The following is a 22,902-nucleotide window of genomic DNA, read 5'->3' on the forward strand; positions in this document are numbered from 1 at the left end:
CGACTATGAAGGTCATTCAAGTTGACGGGTTAAGCAAGACCTATGGGAAGGGAACGACGCAGGTCGATGCGCTGAAGGACGTCTCCTTCAGCATTAATCAGGGAGAATTCGTCGCCGTCGTCGGGGCGAGCGGCTCCGGCAAGAGTACTTTGCTGCACATGCTCGGCGGCCTAGACAAGCCAAGCGACGGATATGTGCACATCGACGGCGAGAATCTATACGCTTTAAAGGAGAAGGATCGGGCCGTATTCCGTCGCCGGAAGATCGGGTTCATCTTCCAGGCCTATAACCTGATCCCGGTGCTGAACGTCGAGGAGAATATCCAGCTTCCCTTGCTGCTGGATCACCGCCAGCCCGACAGAGCTTATCTGAACGACCTGATTCACACGCTTGGCCTGCATGAGAGACGGAAGCACCTGCCCTCCGAGCTGTCCGGCGGTCAGCAGCAGCGAGTCGCCATCGGCCGGGCGCTCGCTTATCGCCCAGCGATCATTCTTGCCGACGAGCCCACGGGCAATCTCGACAGCGCCAACGGACGGGAAGTCATCGAGCTGCTGAAGCTGGCCGTGCGGCAATTCCATCAGACCGTGATCGTCATCACTCATGACATGAATGTCGCAGCGGAGGCGGACCGCGTCCTTAATCTTCAAGACGGAAGGCTTCTGAGCGACACGCAGAGTGTCGGGAGGGGCGTATGAGAAGCTACGGGGCGATGGCGGGGCGCTATCTGAAGCAGCAGCGTAAGCGGACGATTCTGACCGTTGTCGGAATCATTCTATCGGTTGCGCTGATCAGTGCGCTCGGCACGATGGGACAGACTTTAAAAGACAACATGATCCAGAACACCAAGTATGACGATGGCGCTTTTCACCTCGGATACAATAAGCCAACCCCAGAGCTTTACGAAATGCTGAGAAAAAATGTGCTGATCGACGAACTCGGCTACTACCGGAAGGGAGAGCAGACCGAACTTGGCGAATCGGTTGCGGTTAACGTGGGAGAAGCGGATGAAGAAGGCCTGAAGCTGCTTCCGATGCATCTCTCCGAAGGAAGATTACCGACAGCTCAGGATGAGCTCCTGCTGGAGCAGTGGATTCTCGACCGCCTCCCCGGCAGCCCCAAGCTGGGAGGTACGGCTGAACTCAAGGGACCGGACGGCTCCCTTAGAGAATATCGGATCGTAGGGATCCTGAAGAACGAGAAGAGCAGCCAGCTGAAGGGCGACTCCAGAGCGTTCGCTTTCGCCGATCCGAAGAGCGCCACGCTGGACGAGAAGGCTATACTGGTTCTGACCTTCAAGCCCGGCGTAGACATCAGCGCGCAGATCGATAGCTTCGGCAAGCTCGGCAATGGTCTATTCACGAACAATGTGCTGTTGGCCATGATCGGGGAATCCGGCGACTCCAGCTTGAATATGGCGCTGTCGATCATCTTCGGCACACTGATTGCTCTCGTCGTTCTTTCTACCATTGCCGTCATTTATAACGCCTTCCATATCGCGGTGCTGGAGCGCATTCGCCAATTCGGACTGCTCCGCACGCTCGGCGCCTCTCCAGCGCAGATTCGCAATCTGGTGCTTCGGGAAGCTACGGTGCTGTCCGCGATCGGCGTTCCGCTCGGCTTGCTCATCGGATGGTTCGGATTATGGTTCGCGCTATGGCTGATGACCAAAGCCGGGCTAAAGATTCTCATGATGGAAACCTTCGAGCTGACCTTCCATTGGTGGATTTTCGCCGGGAGCTTCGCAATCGGATTTCTCGCTGTGTATATGGCCGCATGGCTTCCTGCCCGCAAGGCTTCCTCCGTCTCTCCGGTCGATGCCGTCAAGGGCGCGGGAAGCATCGTGCGCGAATCCTACAGGCGCTTGCGATTCCCTTCCCTGCTTGCCCTGCTGGGCGTGGAGGGACGGATGGCCTCGAACAATATTCGCCGGAACAAAACCAAATTTCGCATTACGACCTTTTCGATCATCATTAGCATGATGCTGTTTATCGTCTTTCATTATTTTACCCAGCAGACCTTAACCTTGACGACCACGACGAACGAGGACGACCGCATAGCCTTTCAGTTGAGCCGTTATTCCTCTGGCGAGAAAGAAGGGAAGAAGCTGGCTCCGGAAGAACGGATTCCCGACGCGATGATTCAGGAAGTTGCAGCGCTGCCTGGCGTGGACAACGTATATGGCGTCTATGATACCCTCGGTCTTACCGTGCTTGTCCCGGATCAGAAATTCCAGACGAGCTTCGAGGACAAGACGGATATTCGCTACGCGAGCTCCAGTCTCGACGGAGAGAACGTACGCGAAGTCCCCTCGAAGCTGCAGCTCTATGATGAAGCCCGCTTTGCCGAGGCGGCAAGCTATGTAGAATCGGGCACGGCTTCTGTCGACAGGCTGAGCGAACCCGATTCGGTGCTGCTAATCCAGACCGTTAAGCCGCTGCAGACCGACGGGAAGAAAGCGATTATGCCGATCACCCGCTACAAGGTAGGAGACAAATTGATGATCGCGACAGATCCTCTAGCGGAGTCGGGAGACAAGCAGGTTCGCGAAGTCACGGTCGCGGGCATTCTGACGCAATCGCCGTTCGATGCGCCTTACGACGAGAACGCTCTGATTCTGATTGCGGCGAAGCCTGCCTTCTCCGGTCTTCTAAAGTCCTTATTCCGCCAATACTCTCCTGACGAATTCGATGCGGAGCGCTATGGACTGGAAGTCGCGCTTAAGGACGGAGCCGATGCACAGCCTGTGCGAGCCAAGCTGGAGGAGCTGTCTCGGAGCCATCCGGGCAGCACCCTGATCGACTTTGCCGAGAGACAGAAGGATGCGCGGGGCTTTAATGTACAGATGAGGATTTTCGTCTATGGCTTCCTGATCGTGATCGGTGTCATAGGAAGCTTGAATATTATCAATACCGTGCAGACGAATCTGCTGCTCAGGCGGAAGGAGATCGGGCTGCTTCAAGCAGTGGGAATGACCATGGGGCAGATTCGGAAGATGGCTTCCCTTGAGGGAATCTGGTTCGGCGTGATCGGGAGCTTCTGGGGTATCTGGCTAGGCGCTGCATTCAGCTACTTCCTCTACCTTCAGCTCTCCAACGTTCAGGGCTTCCCGTTCGAGTTTCCATGGGCAGCCGCCTTGCTTGCGTCCGGCGCTGCGCTGATCGTAGGCTTGATCTCGGTGCAGGGGCCGCTTCGGAAGATGGAAAAGGCCAATCTGCTGGAGGAGCTGCGAGAAGAAGCCTAAGGCTCCTTCCTATCCGCAATCGAAAAAGGGTGAACCCGTATCGCGCGCCGAGCTTCGGCCGCCGGGTTCACCCTTCTCTATCTTATACGCAAGCTGGCGGACTACGCTTTAGCCGGGCCGCAGGAATCGCGCACCACCAGCTCTGTAGGCACGATGGCCTCGGGAGGAGCCAGCTCCTTGTCCACGATCAGCCGATCCAGAAGCTCAATCGACTTGCGGCCGATGTGCTTCATATTCTGACGGACCGTCGTCAGCGCAGGCCTGACGAAGCTGGCCATCTCAATATCGTCAAAGCCGATGACGGAGATATCCTCCGGTACCGACAGACCCGCATCGCGGATCGCTTCCATCGCGCCGATCGCGCTCATATCGGAGCAGCAGACAACGGACGTCGGGCGATCGGACAAGGCCAGAAGCTTCTGCATCCCTTGATAGCCCATCTCGCGCGAGAAGTCCCCGGGTGCGACATAGTCCTCGCGATAGGTAATTCCCGCTTCCGCCAATCCTTTCCGGTAGCCGTCGAAACGGTGACGGGTGACATAAGAAGCTTTATCGCCGCTGAGAAAACCGATCTTCCGGTGGTTGAGCCCGATCAGATAACCAATGGCACGCTCGACGGCTTCCTCGTTGTCGGAGCTGATATAGCCGGCGCGGCCTTCCTTGACGTCCAGATCAATGAACAGCGTAGGAATGTTGGATTCGATCAGCTCCTCGAAGCTCATATCCTCATGCTGAAAGCCGAAGACAACCACGCCTTCCACGTTGCGGCTCTGGCAATGGCGAACGAAGCTGTACTCCTTATTGTCCCATGAGAACTGCGCCAGATAGATCAGGTCGTATCCGTTCTCCTTCAAGGCTTCTTCCATGCCGGAGAGGATCTCCGTGAAGAACGGATGAGACAGCCCTGTCGTCAGGAAGATCCCGATCGTCATCGACCGGCGACCGACCAATGACCGTGCGGCCGAGTTCGGCTGGAATTGCATCTCCTTCACGAACCTCAGCACTTTCTCCTTCGTTTTCTGGTTCACCGTCGTGTACCCATTCAGCACCTTGGACACCGTCGCTACCGATACCCCGGCTGCCTTGGCCACGTCCCGTATGTTGGTCGCCATCTCCGGCCCTCCGCTCAATAACGTCAAATTCCTTTTTAAATGTTACCATAATGTTATCGGTAGTTCTATTGTTTCGACTCGGCTTTATGTTATAATGGTATCCGTTGCGGCTCCGTAGCTCAGTGGATAGAGCGACGGTTTCCTAAACCGCAGGTCGGAGGTTCGAGTCCTCTCGGGGCCGCCATACTTATTACATTCAAAGAACCGCGCAGCCGCGCGGTTCTTCATTTTTATCCGGGGGCTAGGCCTTTCGCACGAACTCGGATTTCAATTTCATAGCCCCGAAGCCGTCGATTTTGCAATCGATATTATGATCCCCGCTCACCAACCGGATGTTCCTGACCTTGGTGCCGATTTTCAAGACGGAGGAGCTTCCTTTCACCTTCAGATCCTTAATGATCGTGACTGAATCGCCATCCTTCAACAGGTTTCCGTTGGCATCCTTCGCAAGCACCGCATCCTCGTCGTCGCCGGAAGCCTCCGAATCCAAGGACCATTCATGGGCGCATTCCGGACATACCAACAGGCTACCGTCCTCATACGTATACTCCGAGTTGCATTTCGGACAATTGGGCAAGCTCTCCATCCTAATCTATTCCTCCATCTCCGTTGTCTCTGGCTAATTATAGTAAACTCTACAATATTCATCAAACGTTACAGCGAAGTTACTCCTCCGAAGGCTTCTTCTGATCTTCCTCGTCGCGCAGACGCTCCTTGTACTCCGTCGGGCTGCAGCCGGTATATTCCTTGAATACCTTGGAGAAATAGTGCTGATCGCTGAAGGACAGGGCATCCGAGAGCTCCTTGATTTTCAGCTCGGGCTTGTCCTCCAACAGCCGCCGGGCTTCCTTGATCTTTAATTGCATGTAGTAATGCACGAAGGTTTGGTCGGAATGCCGCTTGATGATCCGGCTGATATACGAAGGGCTAACATGAAACTTTAACGCAAGATCGGTAATCGACAGATGGGAATACATGTTCATCTGCACATAATCGTCGATCTGCTGGAACAGCTCCTGGCTGCTCTTTTTGTTCTGGGCCTGCATCAGCTCGAAGCCCTCGCCCGCCCAGGCCAGCAGTTCTTCGCAGAAGGAGGCGTAGCTGGCACTGCTCATCAGCTTCCCTACTGCTTCAGCTTGCTTTAACCGGCTCCAGGGGTCATGATCGGACAGCTGCTCTCCGAACGTATCCGCCATCATCGCCAGAAAACGCTCCAGCTCCGCCACGCGGATGCTCTCTTGACGCCACCGATGCAATTGCTCCGACAGCTTCAGCAGAAACCGCTCCCTCTGCCGCTGGCGAATCATCTCCAGGAAGCTCCCCATGATCGCCTTCTTCTCGGCATCGTCGCTTTGCTCCTCTCCTGGCGTTCTGGGCAGAAGATTCGCGTCCAGCAGTATCGGCTCGTCGAGCGCAAGCCGTTCATCCAGCTGACGGGAGATTCTTCGGTACAGGTCGGGCAGCTCACCGGGCTCCAGCGGCTGCAGTTGGCCCCCGGCGGACACCTCCAGTCCTTCATCCGCCAGCCGTTGCCGGACAGCGTTCATCCAGTCCAGGAAGCTACCGAATTTCTCCCGAACGGAAGCGTGAACGAGAACAAGCGCTTGCAAGGGCGTCTGCGTGGGAAATACCCAGCTCGCATGCGGAGCGCAAACCTCCTCCAGGCAGTGCTGCAGCGTCTCGGTCTTCCAATTTCCCGTCCCCGGGGTGAAGGGCTGCATACGCAAGATAAGCGGACAGTGCGCCTGCTCGCGAAACTCCGTGCCCAGCTTGACTCCCGAGCGATATTGGGCGTCCAGAATTTCCTTGAGCATATCGGTGTCGCTGACCTGACTTTCGTTGAGCTGGCCGATCAGCCGCTCCATGACGTCCATAAGCTGGTGGCGCTCCACAGGCTTCAGCAAGTAGTCGAACACCTGCAGATTTAACGCCTTTCGCGTATATTCGAAGTCGTTGTAGCCGCTGATGAGCACCACTTTAAGCTGGGGATGAAGACGCTTGGCTTCCTCGATCAGCGTCAGCCCGTCCATCTTCGGCATACGAATGTCCGTCAGCATAATATCCACAGGCTGGCTCCGAAGACACTCCAGAGCCTCTTCGCCGTTAGAAGCGGTGGCTACGACCGATATGGGCAATTCCGTCGATTGCAGCAAAGCCTTGATATTGCGGAGGATCGGCTTGCTATCCTCGGCGATTAGCGCAGTGAACAAGAGCGATTCCCCCCATCAATAGAAGTCTTTCGTGAGCGAGCCAATGATCTGGATGGTGGCGCCTTTTTCTTCTCCGGAATTGTTATATACGTTAAAGAACAGCCGGTTCTTGTACATCAGCTTGAGCCGATTAACCGTATTGACGATGCCCATATTGCCGATGCCGGAAGTCCGGGGCGGTTCCTGCGCTCCCGAATCGGATGCATAGATGTTATCCAGAATGTCCTTAATCTTATCCTCGTGGAATCCCTCGCCGTTATCGCTGATCTCAATGGCCCAGATGCCCGTGTACAGCCTGACCCGAATCTGAATCCGCCAAGGCGGATCGGTGTTCTCGAAGGCGTGCTCGATACAGTTTTCCACGAAAGGCTGAATAACCAGACGAGGCAGCTCGATGGCCGATACGGAAGGGTCCGCTTCGATCTCCCACTCCAGGTCGCTCTCGTAATTTTGCTGAACGAGCGATAAATAATGCTTCGTATGCTCCAGCTCGTCCATTACCGTCACGTGCTCGTAGGGAGAAGATACGATGTAACGAAGGCTGTCCGAAAGCTGCTTGCACATGGACGATACGACATCGCTCTTGCCCTCCTGGGAGGCGATGCTGATCAGATAAAGCACATTGTGTATAAAATGCGGAGCGATCTGCGCCTGGAGCGCCGAGTTTCTCGCCTTTACCTCTTCATGCAGCGCAAGCTTCTCCCTCTCAATGGAGAGCTGCAGACGCTCCATGAGCTCCTGGAAGGCTTCGTTCAGCTGGATCAGCTCGTTGTTATGCGGGCGGCTATCCATCCTGACGTTCAGGTTGCTGTAGTTGATCCGCAAAATCTGACTGCGAAGCCTGCGGATAGGCAGCAGCAGATTTTTGGCGGAGAGGTAAATGTATACGAACGAAAACAGCAGCAGCGCGGAAATCAGCAGCACAGAGATCTTCTGAACCGAATTGACCGGTCCCAATACGGACTTGCTCGGCGTCACCACGTAACTGGTCCATCCCGTATAGTCGGAATGATAGTAGGCAATGTAGTTATCGGAATCGATGTACATGCCGCTTCCTTCGACAGGCCTGGACAGCTCGATTGAGGGGCTATCCGCCTCGTCTTGGCGGGAAGTTGCGATGATGAGACCGTACTGATCCATTATAATGACTTCCTCATCGGTGGACACCTCAGTCGGCATCTGCAGGTAAGCCGGATTCAGCTCAATCGACATATAGCCGAACAGCTCTCCGTTCACATCCATAATGGCGCGAATGAATGACACGTCTCCCGAAAGCTCCTTAGTGAGAACATAGCTGCTTCGGCTCCAGGGCTCGGTATACCGAGTGTCCTTCAGGAGCGGTTCAAGAGAAGGGGCGAAGCTTTCATAGTCCGTATAGGACGCAATCGCCTTGCCGCGCGTATCGTAGATGACCATATCCCGAATGTTCAGACTGGGACCGATCGCCTGAAACATGATTTCCTTAAGCTTGCGGCTTCGGGTTAAGCCTTCTATTGTAGCAGACGGCCGATACTGGTCCGACATTGAAATAAAAATATCCTTATTGGATAAAATACGCTGAGTCAATTGGCTCTGGCTATTGATGTAAATATCAAGCTGGCTGCTGATCTTGACGGCCATAGCCTGCTTCTCGCTCTCCGTCTTTTCCTTAAGCGGATGGATGACAAACCAGTTCACGTAGACGAGAAAGCAGCCCAACACGAACACGAGCAGCAAAATAAAAGTCAGTAGAAACTTCGTCTGCAAGCTAGCCTGAAATTTGCCGCCGCGAAGCTTGGATCTCAAAGCTGACAACAACGGAGGTCCCCCCAGCACAAGTTGATGCTCCTAATGTACCATTCGCATCCGTGTATGGACAAGCGCAGCCGGTTCAGAATATTACACAACAAAGGTAAATGGCAAACATGTACCCTCGTAAGCGCACCGTCTATAATCGAACTTGTATCCGCATTTGCAACAACACTATCTATACAGGGGGACTTCAATTGAATTACAGAATGCAAACGATTGCAAAAGGCGCAATCGCCGCCCTGCTCGCAGTATCGCTTGCGGCTTGCAGCTCGGCCAAAACCAACTCGGAAAGCAGCGCTTCCGGCGGAAGCAGCCCGAGCAACAACTCCGGCGGCGGCAAGGTCACTATCGAATTGGCCATCTCCAAGAGCTCTCAGGATTCCGCATTTGTCGCTCAAGACCTGCTGAAGGAATTTGAAGAGAAGACGAATATCCGCGTCAATCTGCAGCTGCTGCCGGCAGAGCAGACGACGACTGTCCTGCAAACGAAGCTGGCCGTCAACGAAACTCCGGACTTGATTCAATACAATCTGGCAAGCGCAGTAACCGACCTTAACCTGGAGCGCAATTTCGAAATTCTCGACAACGAGCCTTGGGTAAGCCGTCTGTTGAACAAGAACGTCCTGTCTGCCTACGGACACGTCTACAGCTTCCACGTAAGCCAAGATACGGGAATGCAAGGCGTTGTATACAACAAGGATATGTTTAAGGATCTGGGCCTGGCCATTCCGAACAACTTCGAAGAATTCCTGGCAGTCTGCGAGAAGATCAAAGCGGCTGGAATCACTCCAGTATTCATGCCGTTCAAGGATGCATGGGCTGCGAACATCTGGCCGGCTGCCGCGTTCGCTGACTACGCTGCGAAGAACGACCCTACGCTCTTCGACGATCTGAACGCCAACACGAAGAAATGGTCGGAAATTCCTGAATTCGTCAAGCTTCTGGATCAACAATACGAAGTGTTCAAAAAAGGCTACACGAACGCAGATATCTTGAGCGATAGCTACGATATGGCGGTCGGCAAGTTCCTGAACAAAGAAGTAGCCATGATGTTCATGGGCGACTGGCTCATCGAGAACGTAACGAAGCAAGATCCGAACATGAATCTGGGATTGTTCGCTATCCCGGCTTACGACAACTCCAGCCTGGGCGCAAGCCCGCTCGGCGGACAGCTGTTCATTCCGAAAGGCGCGAAGCATATTGAAGAAGCCAAGAAGTTCCTGGACTTCGTCGCTTCCAAGGAAGTCGCTCAGAACATCGTGAATCAGCAAAGCTACGTTTCCAACTTCAACGATGTGACTACTCCGGAGCTTCCGGCGTACAAGCAGGATATCGTCGATCAGTACATCACTCCGCAGAAGACGGTTCTGACGACCGATGCGCATATGCTGGTTGACCGCAACGAGCTTTACAGAGCGCTGCAGGATCAATTCGCTGGCGGCAAAACCTCGCAAGAGGTTCTGGAAGCTTGGGAAACCAAATTCAGCGAGCTGATGAAGGATAAAGGCGTAGCCGGCTTCTAAACCCTCAATCTAATCAAGCACAATAAAAGGCAGAATAAAGTCCGCGAGGGCTTTATTCTGCCCAAGCTGTTATGGAGCGTGAACCCATGAAGATTTCCAAGAGCCTATACTCTTACTATTTAATTTGGCCCGCATTGCTGATCTACTCGGTATTTTTCGTGCTGCCTGCCATCATCGGCCTGTTTTATTCGTTCACCGATTGGCGTCTGGACCGCGAAGTGGTCAAGTTTATCGGCTTCGATAACTTCGAGCGAATTTTTACCGACAAGACCTTGCAGCTGGCGATCAAAAACACGTTTATTTTCGCAATCGTGACGGTTATCGGCAAGAACGTGCTCGGCATTGCGCTGGCCGTCGGTTTAAACATGCGGTTGAAGACCAGAAATTTCCTCCGGGCGATTTTTTACTCCCCTTCCATACTCAGCGTTCTGGTCATCAGCATTGTGTTTACACCGATGCTTCGCTCGGAAGGCACGATTAACCGTTTCTTTGAAACCATTGGACTCGGCTCGCTTAGCCAAGCCTGGTTGACCGATCCGTCTATCGTCATCTGGACGGTAGCCGCCGTATCCATCTGGCAGCATACCGGGTTTCAGATGGCCATCTATCTGGCCGGTCTTCAATCCATCTCCAGGGAATATTACGAAGCGGCTACGATCGACGGCGCCGGAGCATGGAAAAGCTTTCAGAAGATCACTCTCCCGCTGCTTCTGCCTGCCATCAACATTAACCTGATGCTTACGCTTATCGGCGGCTTGAAGGTATTCTCGGAAGTGTTCGTACTGACGGGCGGGGGACCGGGCAACGCTTCTCAGGTTGTCGGAACGATTATCCTCCGGGCGTTCGGAGAAGGAAGCTGGGGATTGGGAACCGCGGTCAACACCATGCTCTTCCTGGGCGTAACCTTGATTTCGATTCCACTGCTTATCTTCATGCGCCGTAAGGAGGTCACGGAATAATGGGATTCTCACGCAAGCTCGCATTGCGCAACTACATCGTTGAGGCCATTCTGCTTATCGCCTCGCTCGCGATTATTTTTCCGCTGTTGTTTATGATCTTCGGCTCCTTCATGACCAGCTCGGAGGTACTGCGCTTTACCTTGAAATTGCCGGAAACGTGGAAGTTCTCCAACTATACGCAGGTATTCGAGGAAGGCGGACTGGGACGGGCGTTCCTTAACGGTATGCTCATTACAGGCGTCTCCTCCATCGTCAACATCGTAACCTCATCCGCGGCCTCGTTCATTCTGGTAAGAAGAGAAACGAAGGTCACCAACTTCCTGTACCTGTTCTTCTTCATGGGTCTGATCGCTCCTATGTCCATCATTACAACGATTCGCGTCGTGCAATGGATGGGCTTCTACGGCAGCGTCACAAGCGTTATCTTCATCTATGCGGCTTTGAACACCGCGTTCAGCGTGTTCCTGTACAGCGGGTTTATCAAATCAATCCCGAAAGCGCTGGATGAGGTAGCTTTTTTGGAGGGCGCCAACATGTTCGACGTCTTCTTCAAGATCATTACGCCGCTTATCGTTCCGGTTAATGCAACGGTAGCCATCATGGTATTCATGTCGGTATGGAACGACATCACGATCCCGCTATATTTCTTGACCGATAGCTCGACCTGGACGATGCCGTTGTCGGTATACAACTTCTACGGCAAATACAGCCGCGACTGGAACCTCATCTTCGCCGATCTGGTTCTCACCTCGCTGCCTGTCCTAATTCTCTATCTGTTCGCTCAGAAGTACATCGTCAGCGGCCTTACCGCCGGAGCCGTTAAAGGCTAGGCTCGCCGGCAAACGGTGCACACACGAAGGGACGGACACGCGGGGTCATTAAAGACCTTGCGTATCCGTCCCTTTGCACTTTATTGCGATTCTTATCCCGGTTTTAATATCCGCAAAAGAAACCCAGGCAGGTCATTCCCTGCCTGGGTTCGCTCATTGATTTGGATTTCCGAAGCTTAGAAGCCGCCGCCGTAGAGAGCGCCTACTTCGTTCTGCAGCTGCTCCAGCGTCATGATTTCCTCTGCTTTTGGCTCGCCGGTCTCGAACTTAGGCTCTTCATTAATGCCCGTGTTCTGGGAGGTCACTCTGAAACCAAAGCTGCCTGTCAGCTCCTCGGACTCGATGGCCATGTTGAAGGTTGCATCCGTATAGACCGGATATTCCTTCTTGTCGATTCCGTAGTTCACCTTAACGTCAAGCTTCTTCAGCTCATTCTTCATATCTGCCAGTCCCTTGGAGATGTCTTCGCTCTTAACTTCAGCGAGCTCCTTCTTGAACTGATCAAGATCTTCCTTCTTCAGCTCGAACAAATCGAGGTATTCCTTATTGTTTGCCAGAAGCTCGATGATTTCAGGTGCAATCTTTTCTACAGCCGTATTGATCAATGGCTCGATTTGCGTCTGATCCACATGCAACTGAACCACTTGTTTCACATCGACATCAGCTGGAATCGCTGCGTCTTTCACAGCTACCTTGGAAAGGAATTTCTCTTCCTCTACGTGCTTGAAGATGATCTCTGCAACGTCGTTGTAGAACTTCTGAGATTGGGCCACGTTAAGACTTGGCATAGGCTGGTTGGCTTCTTTGGCCAGCTCTTCCAGATCCAGCTCGATATACTTGCCGATAATAGTCTCGGGCAGCGGCAGCATTGGAATGTTAGGAACCTTCACCCAAATCTTCTTTTGCGTCATGATGATCGGAACCTTGAACGTAACGGCAAGGTCGCCTTTCAGCGCAACCTCCAGGTTGATTTCCAATAACATCGGATCAGCCCGGTAAGCGCCGGTCCAGGAAAGCTCCGCGCTCTTCAGCGTGTTCACGATAGCTGCAGCCTCATTGGCATTCAGCTCATCGTCAGGGAAATTAAAGTCTTCAACCTTCACGCTTCCCTTGAAATTGTAGGATTTAATGTCGGCCGACTTCGACAACGACGACTGGAGCGCGTCCTTCGGTGATTTTTCCTTGGTGCATCCGCTAAGCACCAGAGCAACGGTCATCATCACCGCGAGAACCGCGAAGCCCAATTTGCGTTTGAACAAGATGTAAAACCCCTTCCATGATAATTACCTATGTTTATGATTCAATAAACCAATCTCCATTGTATCCCAATTGCCACTGTGCGGAAAGACTTTTTGCGTTAAAGTTTTTCTAAATTCCGTAAAATAAGCTTAGTGAATGTCCTTTTTCTTGAACCTTCCACCCTTGACATCATGAATGTTGCCGACAGCCAGAAATGCGCCGGAATCAAGCTCTCCAACGATCGTTTTCAGCTTTGCTTCTTCCAGACGGTTAATGACGCAGAAGATGACCTTCTTCTGATCCCCGGTATAGCCGCCTTCACCATGAAGATAGGTGACGCCGCGCCCAAGACGGGCCGTAATCGCATCTCCGATCTCTTTATGCTGCTCGCTGATGATCCAACAGGACTTGGATTCATCGAAGCCCTCTATGGTCAGGTCGATGACCTTGAAGGCGATATAGTAGGCGATCATCGAGAACATTGCGCGATCCCAGCTGTATACGAAGCCTGCGCTGCTTAGAATGAAGAAGTTGATGAACATGACCATCTGTCCGACGGAAAACGGAGATTTCCGGTTCAGCAGAATCGCGACGATCTCCGTGCCGTCCAAGGAGCCTCCCGCACGGATGACTATGCCCGTTCCCGCGCCAAGAAAGATTCCGCCGAACACAGCCGCAAGAAAAATGTCGTCCGTAAATGGTTTTACAGGATGGAGCAATGTCGTAGATATGGAGAGTACCCCTACTCCAAGGAGTGTAGATAAAGCGAAGGTTTTGCCGATTGTTTTGTAGCCAAGAATGAGGAACGGCAAGTTGAGGATGAATAGGAAAATGCCTATGGGGACGCCTGATAAATAGGAGGTCATAATGGAGATGCCCGTAATTCCGCCGTCAATGATGGAATTGTTTACGAGGAATATTTCCAGGGCGACACCGACCAGCACAGCTCCGATCGTAATGAGCAGGATGCGACGAATGATCTCCAGAGGCTTCTGCTTCGTATGTTTAATCGCTGTTGGCGTGCCAGGCGGCCCCAGTGAAGATATTGTGTCGGTCATGAATAGTCCCCCTTTATTAAACTTCTTTCATTATACCAATGTAGATACTAGGGGTAAACTAAGGGAGAGGATGGAACAGTATATTTATGCAAAAAAATCCCGGCTTTTTGCCGGGATTCGCAGTGCAAGGGTCAGCCTTCTGCATTGTTATGCCTTGTATGGTTGCGGTTTTTGACTTTTTTCGACCCGGACAACGGTTCATTCGGCTGCGGATCTACGGTTGAATGACGCGGTCCGTGCTCATCCCCGGGCTGCGGCACCGACTGCGACTTCGGCTTGCTCATGGCTTCTCCTCCTCGTTCTTACAAATGCTTCAGATCGGTCGGGCTATCATGGTTCAGCGCATCCTGATGGCGACGGTCGTTTTTCTTCTGCTGCAGCTGTTGGGCTTGATGGGAATTCACGGCTTCCTGCTCCAGGCTCTCGACAACATTGCTCAAATTTTTATCCGAATTGTCTGTACGATCCGACACGGTCTCTGCCCCCTTCTAGGAATGGGTATAATGATGCAGCGCTTGCGCAGTCTCGTGAAGATGGCGACGGTAATCTCCGATCAATTGCTGAATCGGTTCGGGCCGCTCGTCGATGGTCTGCCCATCCTTCTCGACATCGGTAAGCTGGATGTCGATTTCGCGGCTATCGACATATCGCACGGCAAAATCGAACTCCATCATTTGACGGCCGGCCGTTTTGATATGAACGTGGAAGGAGCCGGGATCGGCCCCGTTCGCATGCACCTCCGCCGTATCTCCCTCGGTCAGCCGCTCGGGCAGCGTTCTCTGCCAGGCTTCAACCAGGTCCTGCTGGGGCACGGTTAATTCGTTTTTGCTGGACATTGTAAAGCACCTCCGCTCCGTTAGGTTGACCCATTGGCGGTTTCTTATGCGACAAAAAAAACCGATTCCTTCTCAGGAATCGGGCTGTTTTTTGCTTATGGCGGAGAGAGTGGGATTCGCTCCGTCGCTTCCCCTGTCCGTACGATTCGTACGGCCACTTCTAATCGCGACTATCACGCCGGGGCCTACGAACATGCCTTTTGGCATGTCCGCTTAACGGCCCGTTCGAATCCCACACCCTCCATTATGCAAAAAACCGATTCCTTCTCAGGAATCGGGCTGTTTTTTGCTTATGGCGGAGAGAGTGGGATTCGCTCCGTCGCTTCCGCTGTCCGTACGATTCGTGGCCACTTCTAATCGCGACTATCACGCCGGGGCCTACGAACATGCCTTTTGGCATGTCCGCTTAACGGCCCGTTCGAATCCCACAGCCGCCATTACACAAAAAACCGATTCCTTCTCAGGAATCGGGCTGTTTTTTGCTTATGGCGGAGAGAGTGGGATTCGAACCCACGTGGGCTTGCACCCTAACGGTTTTCAAGACCGCCCCGTTATGACCGCTTCGGTATCTCTCCACGATTGGCAGACGGCTAGCCTAGAAGGCTCGACCGACACTGCCAAATCATCATATCACACCCGCTTGGGACACTTCAACCCCTATCGGGGGGCAATTACATCCAAGCCGCCCATATATGGCTTCAAGACTTCCGGAACCTTAATGGTTCCGTCCGCCTGCTGATAATTCTCGATGATCGCCGCCACCGTACGTCCGAGCGCCAGGCCCGACCCGTTTAACGTGTGGACGAATTCCGGCTTCGCTCCGCTTTCCGGACGATATCGAATGCCGGCGCGGCGAGCCTGGAAATCCTCGAAGTTCGTGCAGGAGGAAATTTCTCTGTACGTATTCGCGCTTGGCAGCCACACTTCCAAATCGTACGTTTTGGCCGAACCGAAGCCCATATCGCCCGTACACAGAGCCAATACCCGGTACGGCAGCTCAAGCAGCTGCAGCACCTTCTCGGCATGACCGGTCAACTGCTCCAGCACCTCATAGGACTTGTCAGGCGCGACCAGCTGAACCAGCTCGACCTTGTTGAATTGATGCTGGCGTATCAGACCGCGAGTATCTCTCCCGGAAGCCCCGGCTTCCGAGCGGAAGCAGCCGCTGAAGGCTACGAAAGCCTTAGGGAGGTCCTCGCTCGTGAGTATCTCCTCGCGATGGAAGTTAGTTACTGGAACCTCCGCCGTCGGGATCAGGAAATAATCCGTCCCTTCGATCTTAAATAAGTCATCTTCGAACTTCGGCAGCTGCGAGGTGCCCACTAGGCTATCGCGGTTAACGATATAAGGAGGCAAAATTTCCTCGTAGCCGTGTTGATCGGAATGCAGATCCATCATGAAGTTAATCAAGGCCCGTTCCAGTCGGGCGCCCAGCCCCTTGGAGAAAACAAATCGCGATCCCGTAACCTTGGCTGCGGCTTCGAAGTCGAGAATGCCCAGCTCCGTGCCCAGCTCCCAGTGCGGCTTTGGCTCGAATTCGAACGTGGCGGGCGTCCCGACTTTTCGAATTTCGACATTATCCTCTTCCGAAGCGCCTACCGGAACGCTCTCATGCGGCACATTGGGAATAGACAGCACCAGCTTGTCCATCTGCAGCTCGATCTCGCGAACTTCCTCGTCAAGCAGCTTGATGCGATCGTTCACGCTGCGCATCTCGGCAATCAGTTCATCCGCGTCTCCGCCATTTTTCTTTAACTTGGCTACCTCTTGCGAAACAACGTTCCGACGGTTCTTGAGCTGCTCACTCTCCGTTAGCTTCTCTCTGCGGCTCGTGTCCAGCTCGGGAAAGTCCGCGATTAAATCCAGCGAAGCATTGCGGTTCTTCAAGGCTTGCGCTACCCTATCGTAATCGTTGCGAAGCAGCTTCACGTCCAACATCGGTTATTGTCCCCTTTCCTGGGCCATGCGAATGAACAACTCATGAAGTCTGTAGTCGTCCGTCAGCTCGGGGTGATAGGAGGAAGCCAGCAGGTTGCCTTGTCTGGCTGTCACGATTTCACCTTGATAGACGGATAGCACTTCGACTTTCTCTCCGACCTCTTTAATTAGAGGAGCGCGAATGAACACCGCACGCAGCGGTGTCTCGATGCCTGTAACATCCAGATCGGTCTCGAAGCTTTCTCTTTGCCTTCCGAACGCATTACGCGCAACCGTCATATCCATAAGGCGCAGATGAGGCTCTTCGCTCCCTTCCAGCCGCTCGGCCAGAACAATCAGTCCAGCGCAAGTGCCGAACACAGGCTTGCCCTGCTGCGCATATGCACGAATCGCGTCAATAAAATCGTACTTGCGCATGAGCTTGCCGATTGTCGTGCTCTCCCCGCCGGGAATAATCAATCCGTCTATCTCCGCAAGCTGTTCGACTCTCTTGACGGCAACGCCCGTGCCTCCCGCCAGCTCAATGCTGCGAATATGCTCGGCCACCGCGCCTTGCAACGCCAATACTCCGATGTTCATGAGTTTTCCTTCTTCCGCACGCTAGTTATAAAATCTTAAACGGCCTCCCACGGCTTAGCATAAGCCGTGCGGAAGCCGCTCGATGGAGTCGATCCTTACAGTCCGCGATCTTGCATCCGCTCGGAAGCAGGCAGCTTGGAAATATCGATTCCTCTCATCGCCTCGCCCAAGTCCTTGGACACGCGGGCGATCAGCTCATAATCCTCGTAGTGCGTCGTCGCTTCAACGATCGCGCGAGCGAATTTCTCCGGGCTGTCGGATTTGAAGATACCCGATCCGACGAATACGCCGTCCGCGCCCAGATGCATCATCAGCGCCGCGTCAGAAGGCGTCGCAACACCGCCTGCAGCGAAGTTGACAACCGGCAAACGGCCGGAGGTATGGACGTTGAGGAGCAAATCGTAATTTACGCCAAGTACTTTGGCTTCATGATACAGCTCGTCCTTGGACAGGTTCTGGATACGGCGAACTTGTCCAGTGATGATCCGCATATGACGAACCGCTTCTACGATGTTCCCGGTTCCCGGCTCGCCCTTCGTCCGAAGCATGGACGCACCTTCCTGAATCCGGCGCAACGCTTCTCCAAGATCCTTCGCTCCGCACACGAACGGGATCGTGAACAAGGACTTGTCAATGTGGAACACTTCGTCTGCCGGCGTCAGCACTTCGCTCTCGTCGATATAATCAACGCCGAGGGATTCTAATACTTTCGCCTCTACGTAGTGGCCGATACGAGCCTTCGCCATAACCGGAATGCTCACGACTTTCATGACTTGCTCGACAAGCTCAGGGTTGGCCATCCGGGCAACTCCGCCCGCGGCGCGAATGTCAGAAGGCACTCTTTCCAATGCCATAACGGCGGTCGCACCGGCTGCTTCCGCGATTTTAGCTTGCTCGGCGCTCATGACGTCCATGATAACGCCGCCTTTTTGCATCTCGGCCATGCCGCGTTTAACTCTCGATGTTCCTGTTTCCATTGATCTCATGCCTCCCGAAGATTCTAACCATAAATTTTACAGCATAGAGGTGTAATAGGCAACCGTACAACTCGGAATTTAGAAAAGATCCACGATGCCTTGGAACAAGCTGGAGAAGAAGTTACCGATGGCACGGAGCAGCAGCCTCCACCAGCTGGCCTTGTCTACTTCCTCCGACGCGATCAGATCGATCGTTACCGTCTTCTCGTCCTGAGTCGAAGGATCTTTATATTTGTAGGTCACGGTGCCAACCTTGTCCCCTTGAGCGATCGGGGCTACAAGCGGATCTTCCGTACTCTTGACCTCTTGCACGACGGGCTCAACGACAGCGCCCTTAGGTACCAGCACCGTCAGATCGGATGCCGTCACGACTGGAACCTCGGTAGATTTGCCCTTCTTGACCTTCAGCGACTCATGCTCGGGCACGACTGCTTTGGCATCGATGATCGTTTTCTTCTCGAAGCTCTTGAAGCCGTAATCAAACAGCTTCGCCGTCTCCAAGAAGCGCTTGCCGTCGTTGACGCCTCCCGGAACACCCATGACGACTGCGATCAGCCGGGTGCCGTTGCGCAGCGCAGTTCCCGTGAAGCAGTTGCCGGCACTGCTGGTATGCCCTGTTTTCAAACCGTCTACGCCTTCGTAAGCGAACTTGCGTAGCGTCGGGTTGTCTTTGTTGGACCCGAGCATCCAGTTCCAGTTCTTCATCGGCTCCTTATCGCGCTGCCGGAACTTGTACTCCTGGATTTTCGCGGTTTCCAGAAATTCGGGGTCATCCTTGATAATTCGATAGGCAAGCGTGGCGGCGTCCCTTGCGGACATCATCGTCTCTCCCTCTACCGAAGTTGGACGGTATTTCTCCGGCATATCCGCACGATCCAAGCCCGTAGAGTTAATGAAATGAGACTGCGTCATTCCAAGCTCGACAGCCGTTTCGTTCATGAGCTTCACGAACGCCTCTTCCGAGCCGGACACCTCTTCGGCAAGTTGAACCGTAGCATCATTGGCCGAGTAGACGGCCATTGCGATGTATAGCTCTTTTATCGTATGCTGATCGCCTTGAGCCAACAGGATCCGGCTGCCGATCTGCTTTGCCGCATTCTCTCCGATTGTCACTTTATCGTCCCAGGACAGCTTTCCTTGCTTGACTGCCATGGAAACCAAATATTCCGTCATCATTTTGGACATGCTCGCAGGAGGAGCAGCAGTGTCCGCATTGAGTTGATATAGAACCTGCCCGGTTTCCGCATCCATGAGAATTGCGGAATTCGCTTGTAGCTGGGGAGCTCCCGGAACTTCATCTGCAGCCGATGCGATAGAAGACAAGCCGAACAGCAACATAAAACTAACAAGTACAACTACGGCGACAAGCCGTTTCGACAGGAATGCTTTCGGCAACGACAATAGATGATGGCGATTCAACGCATTCTCCCCTTTTCCGCTAATAAAATACCTTTCCTATTGTAACATAGGCTCCTGCAAGGAAAAAGCCGAAGGCAGGATTATTCCCAACCCTCGGCTTCCTTATTATTCCTAACGAATGAATGGCCTCACTAGTCCTATCTTACAGGGAGTAATTCGGCGCTTCTTTCGTAATCTGAACATCGTGCGGATGGCTCTCTCTTAAGCCCGCGCCCGTAATGCGGACAAACTGGGTATCGTTCTTCAGCTCTTCGATCGTTGCCGTTCCGCAGTAGCCCATGCCGGAGCGCAATCCGCCAAGCAACTGATGAATGATATCCTTGAGCGGGCCCTTGTAGGCGACCCGACCTTCAATGCCTTCCGGTACAAGCTTGCTTTCGTTTTCCTGGAAATACCGGTCCTTGCTGCCTTCCTTCATTGCCCCAATCGAGCCCATGCCGCGATAGGATTTGTAACGGCGGCCTTGATAAATCTCCGCCTCGCCAGGGCTTTCTTCCGTACCCGCAAACAGGCTTCCCAGCATGACGCAGCTTGCGCCGGCTGCAATCGCCTTCGTGATCTCTCCGGAATACTTGATCCCGCCGTCCGCAATAATCGGAACGTTATACTCCCGCGCTACGGTCGCGCAATCATATACCGCCGTGACCTGCGGCACGCCGATGCCGGCGATAATCCGGGTCGTACAGATCGAACCCGGTCCGATACCCACCTTGACGACGGATGCGCCGGCCTCGATCAGGTCGCGCGTTGCTTCTCCCGTTGCGACGTTGCCCGCGATAATCGTAAGGTCGGGATACTTTTCCCGAAGCTTGCGAACCATCGAGACGATATCGATATGGTGTCCATGAGCCGAATCGACAACAAGCGCGTCGATCCCTGCGTTTACCAGCGCCTCGGCCCGCTCGAACGTATCCTTCGATACGCCGACCGCCGCTCCGACCAATAACCGTCCGTGGTGGTCCTTCGCGGCATTCGGGAACTGGATCGCCTTCTCGATATCCTTGATCGTAATAAGTCCCTTAAGCGTGTTCGTCTCATCGACGAGCGGGAGCTTCTCGATCTTATGACGCTGCAGAATACCCTCTGCCTGCTGCAAGGTTGTGCCTACAGGGGCCGTTACCAGCTCTTCATGGGTCATGACATCTTTAATCTTAATCGAGAAGTCATGCACGAAACGAAGATCGCGATTAGTCAAAATACCGACCAGCTTCGACTCCTCGTCCACAATAGGAACGCCTGAAATCCGATATTTGCCCATCAGCTCTTCGGCATCATAGACATGGTGCTCCGGCGTCAAGGAGAAAGGATTCGTAATAACTCCGCTCTCCGAGCGCTTTACCCGATCAACCTCTTCCGCTTGCTGCGAAATGGACATGTTCTTATGAATAATTCCAATTCCGCCCTCCCGAGCGATCGCGATCGCCAAAGCCGATTCCGTGACCGTATCCATCCCCGCGCTGATCAACGGAATGTTAAGCTTTACCGAAGGACTTAATACAGTCGAAACGCTGACGTCCCTTGGAAGAATTGCGGATTTCCGGGGCACGAGCAGCACATCATCGAATGTAAGTCCTTCTTTGGCGAATTTGTTTTGCCACACAGCTAATTACCCCCTCTTGCCGGTTGCATATCCGGCTAATGTCTCCGATTGATTATCGTCAATCTTAGCAGAGGCATCATGGGCTGTCAAGCACATTTGAAACGTGCCAAAACCGCATTAAATCAGCGTTCTTCAGGTTCGACCCGACTTGGTTCCCACGCTAAACATGGGGTATCGACAGGAGGAGTTCCAGAGCATATAAGAGGAGTACCCGGCATTGCGCGCGGCCAAAATCTGTTCTCGGACTTGCGCCGCCTCGTACTTCTGATGAGGATGGAGCCAGCTCGCCGTGAAGGCCTGGAGCCAAGGACGCACTTGAGCCGTCGCAGCATGCTTGTCCAGCAAGCGCCGATTTCGATTCGCGGCATCCTTAAGCGCTCGCGCGATAATGGGACCGGGAGTCAAATCCGGATGCGCAATCCCCCACATGCCGTCTGAGTAATGGGAGGGATAGATCATCGGCGAGATTACATTCACTTCCTTGGTCAACATATCCCATTTCTGCCCGATTCCCATATCATCCTCCGAAGAGCCTACCAGACCGAACACGTCGGCGGATACGCGGATGCCTAGATCGTGCAGCCTGGCATTAGCCAGATGGAGAAAGCTGCGTATCGCTTCGGCCTTCGTCCAATTCTCCGTGTTGGCGTACTTGACCTCCCGATCCACCTTGGAAGCGTTCTCCGGAAAACGCACATAATCGAATTGAACCTCATCGAAACCTAATTGCGCCGCATGCTCCGCAAGCGCGATTGGGTACTCCCAGCTCTTCTTCTTATAAGGATCAATCCATGGCGTTCCGCTGCGGTCTCTCCAGATCGCGCCGTCCCGACGCTTCATTGCCCATGATGGGACGGCGTTTGCCAGCTCAGGGTTCTTGAAGGTAACGATTCTGGCGATCAGATAAATGCGCTTCCGCTTCAGCTCCTGTATCCGTTCTTGAAAATGGCGAGCCGCCTTCTTCTGCGAAAGAACGGGAAGCGCCTCGTCCGTCCGTCCATTTACGCGCCTGGGGGAGGTCAGCGCAATGCCGCTATTGATATCAATAACCATGGCATTAAGCTCGGTAGCGTCGATTAGCCGAATCAGCTCCTGCAATCGACTGCCGTTCGCTACATGGGAAGAGACGTAAATCGCCCTTACTGGCTGGGTGAGCGATAGTCCCCTAGACTTATTTCTCCCCTTCGCACGGGGTTGCGTTTGAAGCGCCTTGATCTGCCGCTGCGGATAGCCGGATCGGAGCAGGCCTTCCTCCAGCCTGTGCTTGTCTCGTTCCGCCTCCGCGCTCTGAACGGTGCATCCGGCTCCCGTTGTGAGAAGAATGTAGGACAATAGGAGCAGCTTCAACACTGCTTTCCCTGGGCTTGGGTTCATTGCAAACCTACCTCCCTTGCAAAGTAACGGTATTGTTTGCATTCCAAAGCTAAGTCCTACGTCTGAGTTTATGGGAGATCAGTCGGAATGTGACTGCCGAGGATAGGATTAACAATGCCAAAAAGCACCCTCCGGGATGGAGAGTGCTTCGTCAATCGGGCAGATTGCGCCCTGAAAACTGGAAGCGAACCCGTGCGACGAAGTCGTCACGGC

General features: G+C 53.6%; 20 protein-coding genes and 2 tRNA genes. 6 read left to right on the forward strand and 16 right to left on the reverse strand.

Going from position 1 to position 22,902, the window contains the following annotated elements; genetic code table 11:
• Nucleotides 1-5: 5 nt before the first annotated feature.
• Nucleotides 6-698, forward strand: a complete 693-nt coding sequence (locus ACFO1S_RS12125) for an ABC transporter ATP-binding protein (RefSeq protein WP_204604950.1) — start codon at nt 6-8, stop codon at nt 696-698.
• The gene (locus ACFO1S_RS12130; RefSeq protein WP_204604949.1) at nt 695-3,244 is read left to right on the forward strand and encodes an ABC transporter permease; all 2,550 of its coding nucleotides are present in this window, start codon (nt 695-697) and stop codon (nt 3,242-3,244) included. The genes ACFO1S_RS12125 and ACFO1S_RS12130 overlap by 4 nt, the downstream gene beginning before the upstream one ends.
• Before the next feature lie 101 nt (nt 3,245-3,345).
• Here the strand turns inward: ACFO1S_RS12130 and ACFO1S_RS12135 are convergent, their stop codons facing one another.
• Nucleotides 3,346-4,356 (reverse strand): LacI family DNA-binding transcriptional regulator, encoded by a 1,011-nt coding sequence (locus ACFO1S_RS12135; protein ID WP_204604948.1) that lies wholly within the window; start codon nt 4,354-4,356, stop codon nt 3,346-3,348.
• Between the two features lie 108 nt (nt 4,357-4,464).
• Between ACFO1S_RS12135 and ACFO1S_RS12140 the strand changes: the two genes are divergently transcribed.
• Nucleotides 4,465-4,540 (forward strand) — tRNA-Arg (locus tag ACFO1S_RS12140).
• Nucleotides 4,541-4,597: 57 nt separating this feature from the next.
• On the opposite strand, the gene ACFO1S_RS12145 is transcribed toward ACFO1S_RS12140, so the two are convergent.
• From ACFO1S_RS12145 to ACFO1S_RS12155, 3 genes are all read right to left on the reverse strand, one after another.
• Entirely contained in the window at nt 4,598-4,942 is a 345-nt protein-coding gene (locus ACFO1S_RS12145; RefSeq protein WP_204604947.1) for a zinc ribbon domain-containing protein YjdM, read from the reverse strand.
• A gap of 79 nt (nt 4,943-5,021) precedes the next feature.
• On the reverse strand, nt 5,022-6,566 hold the full coding sequence (locus ACFO1S_RS12150; protein ID WP_204604946.1) for a response regulator: 1,545 nt from the start codon (nt 6,564-6,566) through the stop codon (nt 5,022-5,024).
• A gap of 15 nt (nt 6,567-6,581) precedes the next feature.
• Complete coding sequence (locus ACFO1S_RS12155) at nt 6,582-8,360, reverse strand: cache domain-containing sensor histidine kinase (RefSeq protein WP_378126836.1); 1,779 nt, start codon at nt 8,358-8,360, stop codon at nt 6,582-6,584.
• A 203-nt stretch (nt 8,361-8,563) separates the two neighbouring features.
• Between ACFO1S_RS12155 and ACFO1S_RS12160 the strand changes: the two genes are divergently transcribed.
• The 3 genes from ACFO1S_RS12160 to ACFO1S_RS12170 all read left to right on the forward strand — a co-directional run bounded on the left by ACFO1S_RS12160 (nt 8,564) and on the right by ACFO1S_RS12170 (nt 11,669).
• A complete protein-coding gene (locus ACFO1S_RS12160) occupies nt 8,564-9,880 on the forward strand; it encodes an ABC transporter substrate-binding protein (protein WP_204605033.1) in 1,317 nt (438 codons plus the stop codon).
• A gap of 86 nt (nt 9,881-9,966) precedes the next feature.
• The gene (locus ACFO1S_RS12165) at nt 9,967-10,839 is read left to right on the forward strand and encodes a carbohydrate ABC transporter permease (RefSeq protein ID WP_204604945.1); all 873 of its coding nucleotides are present in this window, start codon (nt 9,967-9,969) and stop codon (nt 10,837-10,839) included.
• Nucleotides 10,839-11,669 carry a carbohydrate ABC transporter permease gene (locus ACFO1S_RS12170; protein WP_204604944.1) on the forward strand — a complete coding sequence of 277 codons (831 nt, stop codon included), beginning with the start codon at nt 10,839-10,841 and terminating at the stop codon, nt 11,667-11,669. The genes ACFO1S_RS12165 and ACFO1S_RS12170 overlap by 1 nt, the downstream gene beginning before the upstream one ends.
• A 176-nt stretch (nt 11,670-11,845) precedes the next feature.
• Here the strand turns inward: ACFO1S_RS12170 and ACFO1S_RS12175 are convergent, their stop codons facing one another.
• From ACFO1S_RS12175 to ACFO1S_RS12230, 12 genes are all read right to left on the reverse strand, one after another.
• Nucleotides 11,846-12,928 carry a hypothetical protein gene (locus ACFO1S_RS12175; RefSeq protein WP_204604943.1) on the reverse strand — a complete coding sequence of 361 codons (1,083 nt, stop codon included), beginning with the start codon at nt 12,926-12,928 and terminating at the stop codon, nt 11,846-11,848.
• 129 nt (nt 12,929-13,057) lie between these two features.
• The gene (locus tag ACFO1S_RS12180) at nt 13,058-13,966 is read right to left on the reverse strand and encodes a YitT family protein (RefSeq protein WP_204604942.1); all 909 of its coding nucleotides are present in this window, start codon (nt 13,964-13,966) and stop codon (nt 13,058-13,060) included.
• Nucleotides 13,967-14,097: 131 nt separating this feature from the next.
• Nucleotides 14,098-14,250 (reverse strand): small acid-soluble spore protein P, encoded by a 153-nt coding sequence (locus ACFO1S_RS12185; RefSeq protein WP_204604941.1) that lies wholly within the window; start codon nt 14,248-14,250, stop codon nt 14,098-14,100.
• An 18-nt stretch (nt 14,251-14,268) separates the two neighbouring features.
• Nucleotides 14,269-14,439, reverse strand: coding sequence for a hypothetical protein (locus tag ACFO1S_RS12190; RefSeq protein WP_204604940.1), 171 nt, complete (start codon nt 14,437-14,439; stop codon nt 14,269-14,271).
• Between the two features lie 15 nt (nt 14,440-14,454).
• Entirely contained in the window at nt 14,455-14,802 is a 348-nt protein-coding gene (locus tag ACFO1S_RS12195) for a hypothetical protein (RefSeq protein ID WP_204604939.1), read from the reverse strand.
• 486 nt (nt 14,803-15,288) lie between these two features.
• Nucleotides 15,289-15,377: transfer RNA gene (locus ACFO1S_RS12200), tRNA-Ser, on the reverse strand.
• Between the two features lie 82 nt (nt 15,378-15,459).
• Entirely contained in the window at nt 15,460-16,740 is a 1,281-nt protein-coding gene (serS, locus tag ACFO1S_RS12205; RefSeq protein ID WP_204604938.1) for a serine--tRNA ligase, read from the reverse strand.
• 3 nt (nt 16,741-16,743) lie between these two features.
• Nucleotides 16,744-17,319 carry a pyridoxal 5'-phosphate synthase glutaminase subunit PdxT gene (gene pdxT / locus ACFO1S_RS12210; protein WP_204604937.1) on the reverse strand — a complete coding sequence of 192 codons (576 nt, stop codon included), beginning with the start codon at nt 17,317-17,319 and terminating at the stop codon, nt 16,744-16,746.
• A gap of 95 nt (nt 17,320-17,414) precedes the next feature.
• Nucleotides 17,415-18,296 (reverse strand): pyridoxal 5'-phosphate synthase lyase subunit PdxS, encoded by an 882-nt coding sequence (pdxS, locus tag ACFO1S_RS12215; RefSeq protein ID WP_204604936.1) that lies wholly within the window; start codon nt 18,294-18,296, stop codon nt 17,415-17,417.
• A gap of 78 nt (nt 18,297-18,374) precedes the next feature.
• Nucleotides 18,375-19,715 (reverse strand): D-alanyl-D-alanine carboxypeptidase family protein, encoded by a 1,341-nt coding sequence (locus ACFO1S_RS12220; RefSeq protein WP_378126838.1) that lies wholly within the window; start codon nt 19,713-19,715, stop codon nt 18,375-18,377.
• 142 nt (nt 19,716-19,857) lie between these two features.
• The gene (guaB, locus tag ACFO1S_RS12225; protein WP_204604935.1) at nt 19,858-21,315 is read right to left on the reverse strand and encodes an IMP dehydrogenase; all 1,458 of its coding nucleotides are present in this window, start codon (nt 21,313-21,315) and stop codon (nt 19,858-19,860) included.
• A gap of 132 nt (nt 21,316-21,447) precedes the next feature.
• Nucleotides 21,448-22,689 (reverse strand): putative glycoside hydrolase, encoded by a 1,242-nt coding sequence (locus tag ACFO1S_RS12230; protein WP_204604934.1) that lies wholly within the window; start codon nt 22,687-22,689, stop codon nt 21,448-21,450.
• Nucleotides 22,690-22,902: the final 213 nt, after the last annotated feature.

It is taken from the genome of Cohnella boryungensis (genome assembly GCF_042651945.1).
GTDB lineage: Bacteria > Bacillota > Bacilli > Paenibacillales > Paenibacillaceae > Cohnella > Cohnella boryungensis.

What these genes read in the sequence shown, in the direction of transcription:
- ACFO1S_RS12125 (WP_204604950.1), top strand. Translation starts at nt 6, where the DNA reads ATGAAGGTCATTCAAGTTGACGGGTTAAGCAAGACCTATGGGAAGGGA.
- ACFO1S_RS12130 (WP_204604949.1), top strand. Translation starts at nt 695, where the DNA reads ATGAGAAGCTACGGGGCGATGGCGGGGCGCTATCTGAAGCAGCAGCGT.
- ACFO1S_RS12135 (WP_204604948.1), bottom strand. Translation starts at nt 4,356, where the DNA reads ATGGCGACCAACATACGGGACGTGGCCAAGGCAGCCGGGGTATCGGTA.
- ACFO1S_RS12145 (WP_204604947.1), bottom strand. Translation starts at nt 4,942, where the DNA reads ATGGAGAGCTTGCCCAATTGTCCGAAATGCAACTCGGAGTATACGTAT.
- ACFO1S_RS12160 (WP_204605033.1), top strand. Translation starts at nt 8,564, where the DNA reads ATGCAAACGATTGCAAAAGGCGCAATCGCCGCCCTGCTCGCAGTATCG.
- ACFO1S_RS12165 (WP_204604945.1), top strand. Translation starts at nt 9,967, where the DNA reads ATGAAGATTTCCAAGAGCCTATACTCTTACTATTTAATTTGGCCCGCA.
- ACFO1S_RS12170 (WP_204604944.1), top strand. Translation starts at nt 10,839, where the DNA reads ATGGGATTCTCACGCAAGCTCGCATTGCGCAACTACATCGTTGAGGCC.
- ACFO1S_RS12180 (WP_204604942.1), bottom strand. Translation starts at nt 13,966, where the DNA reads ATGACCGACACAATATCTTCACTGGGGCCGCCTGGCACGCCAACAGCG.
- ACFO1S_RS12185 (WP_204604941.1), bottom strand. Translation starts at nt 14,250, where the DNA reads ATGAGCAAGCCGAAGTCGCAGTCGGTGCCGCAGCCCGGGGATGAGCAC.
- ACFO1S_RS12195 (WP_204604939.1), bottom strand. Translation starts at nt 14,802, where the DNA reads ATGTCCAGCAAAAACGAATTAACCGTGCCCCAGCAGGACCTGGTTGAA.
- serS (WP_204604938.1), bottom strand. Translation starts at nt 16,740, where the DNA reads ATGTTGGACGTGAAGCTGCTTCGCAACGATTACGATAGGGTAGCGCAA.
- pdxT (WP_204604937.1), bottom strand. Translation starts at nt 17,319, where the DNA reads ATGAACATCGGAGTATTGGCGTTGCAAGGCGCGGTGGCCGAGCATATT.
- pdxS (WP_204604936.1), bottom strand. Translation starts at nt 18,296, where the DNA reads ATGGAAACAGGAACATCGAGAGTTAAACGCGGCATGGCCGAGATGCAA.
- ACFO1S_RS12230 (WP_204604934.1), bottom strand. Translation starts at nt 22,689, where the DNA reads ATGAACCCAAGCCCAGGGAAAGCAGTGTTGAAGCTGCTCCTATTGTCC.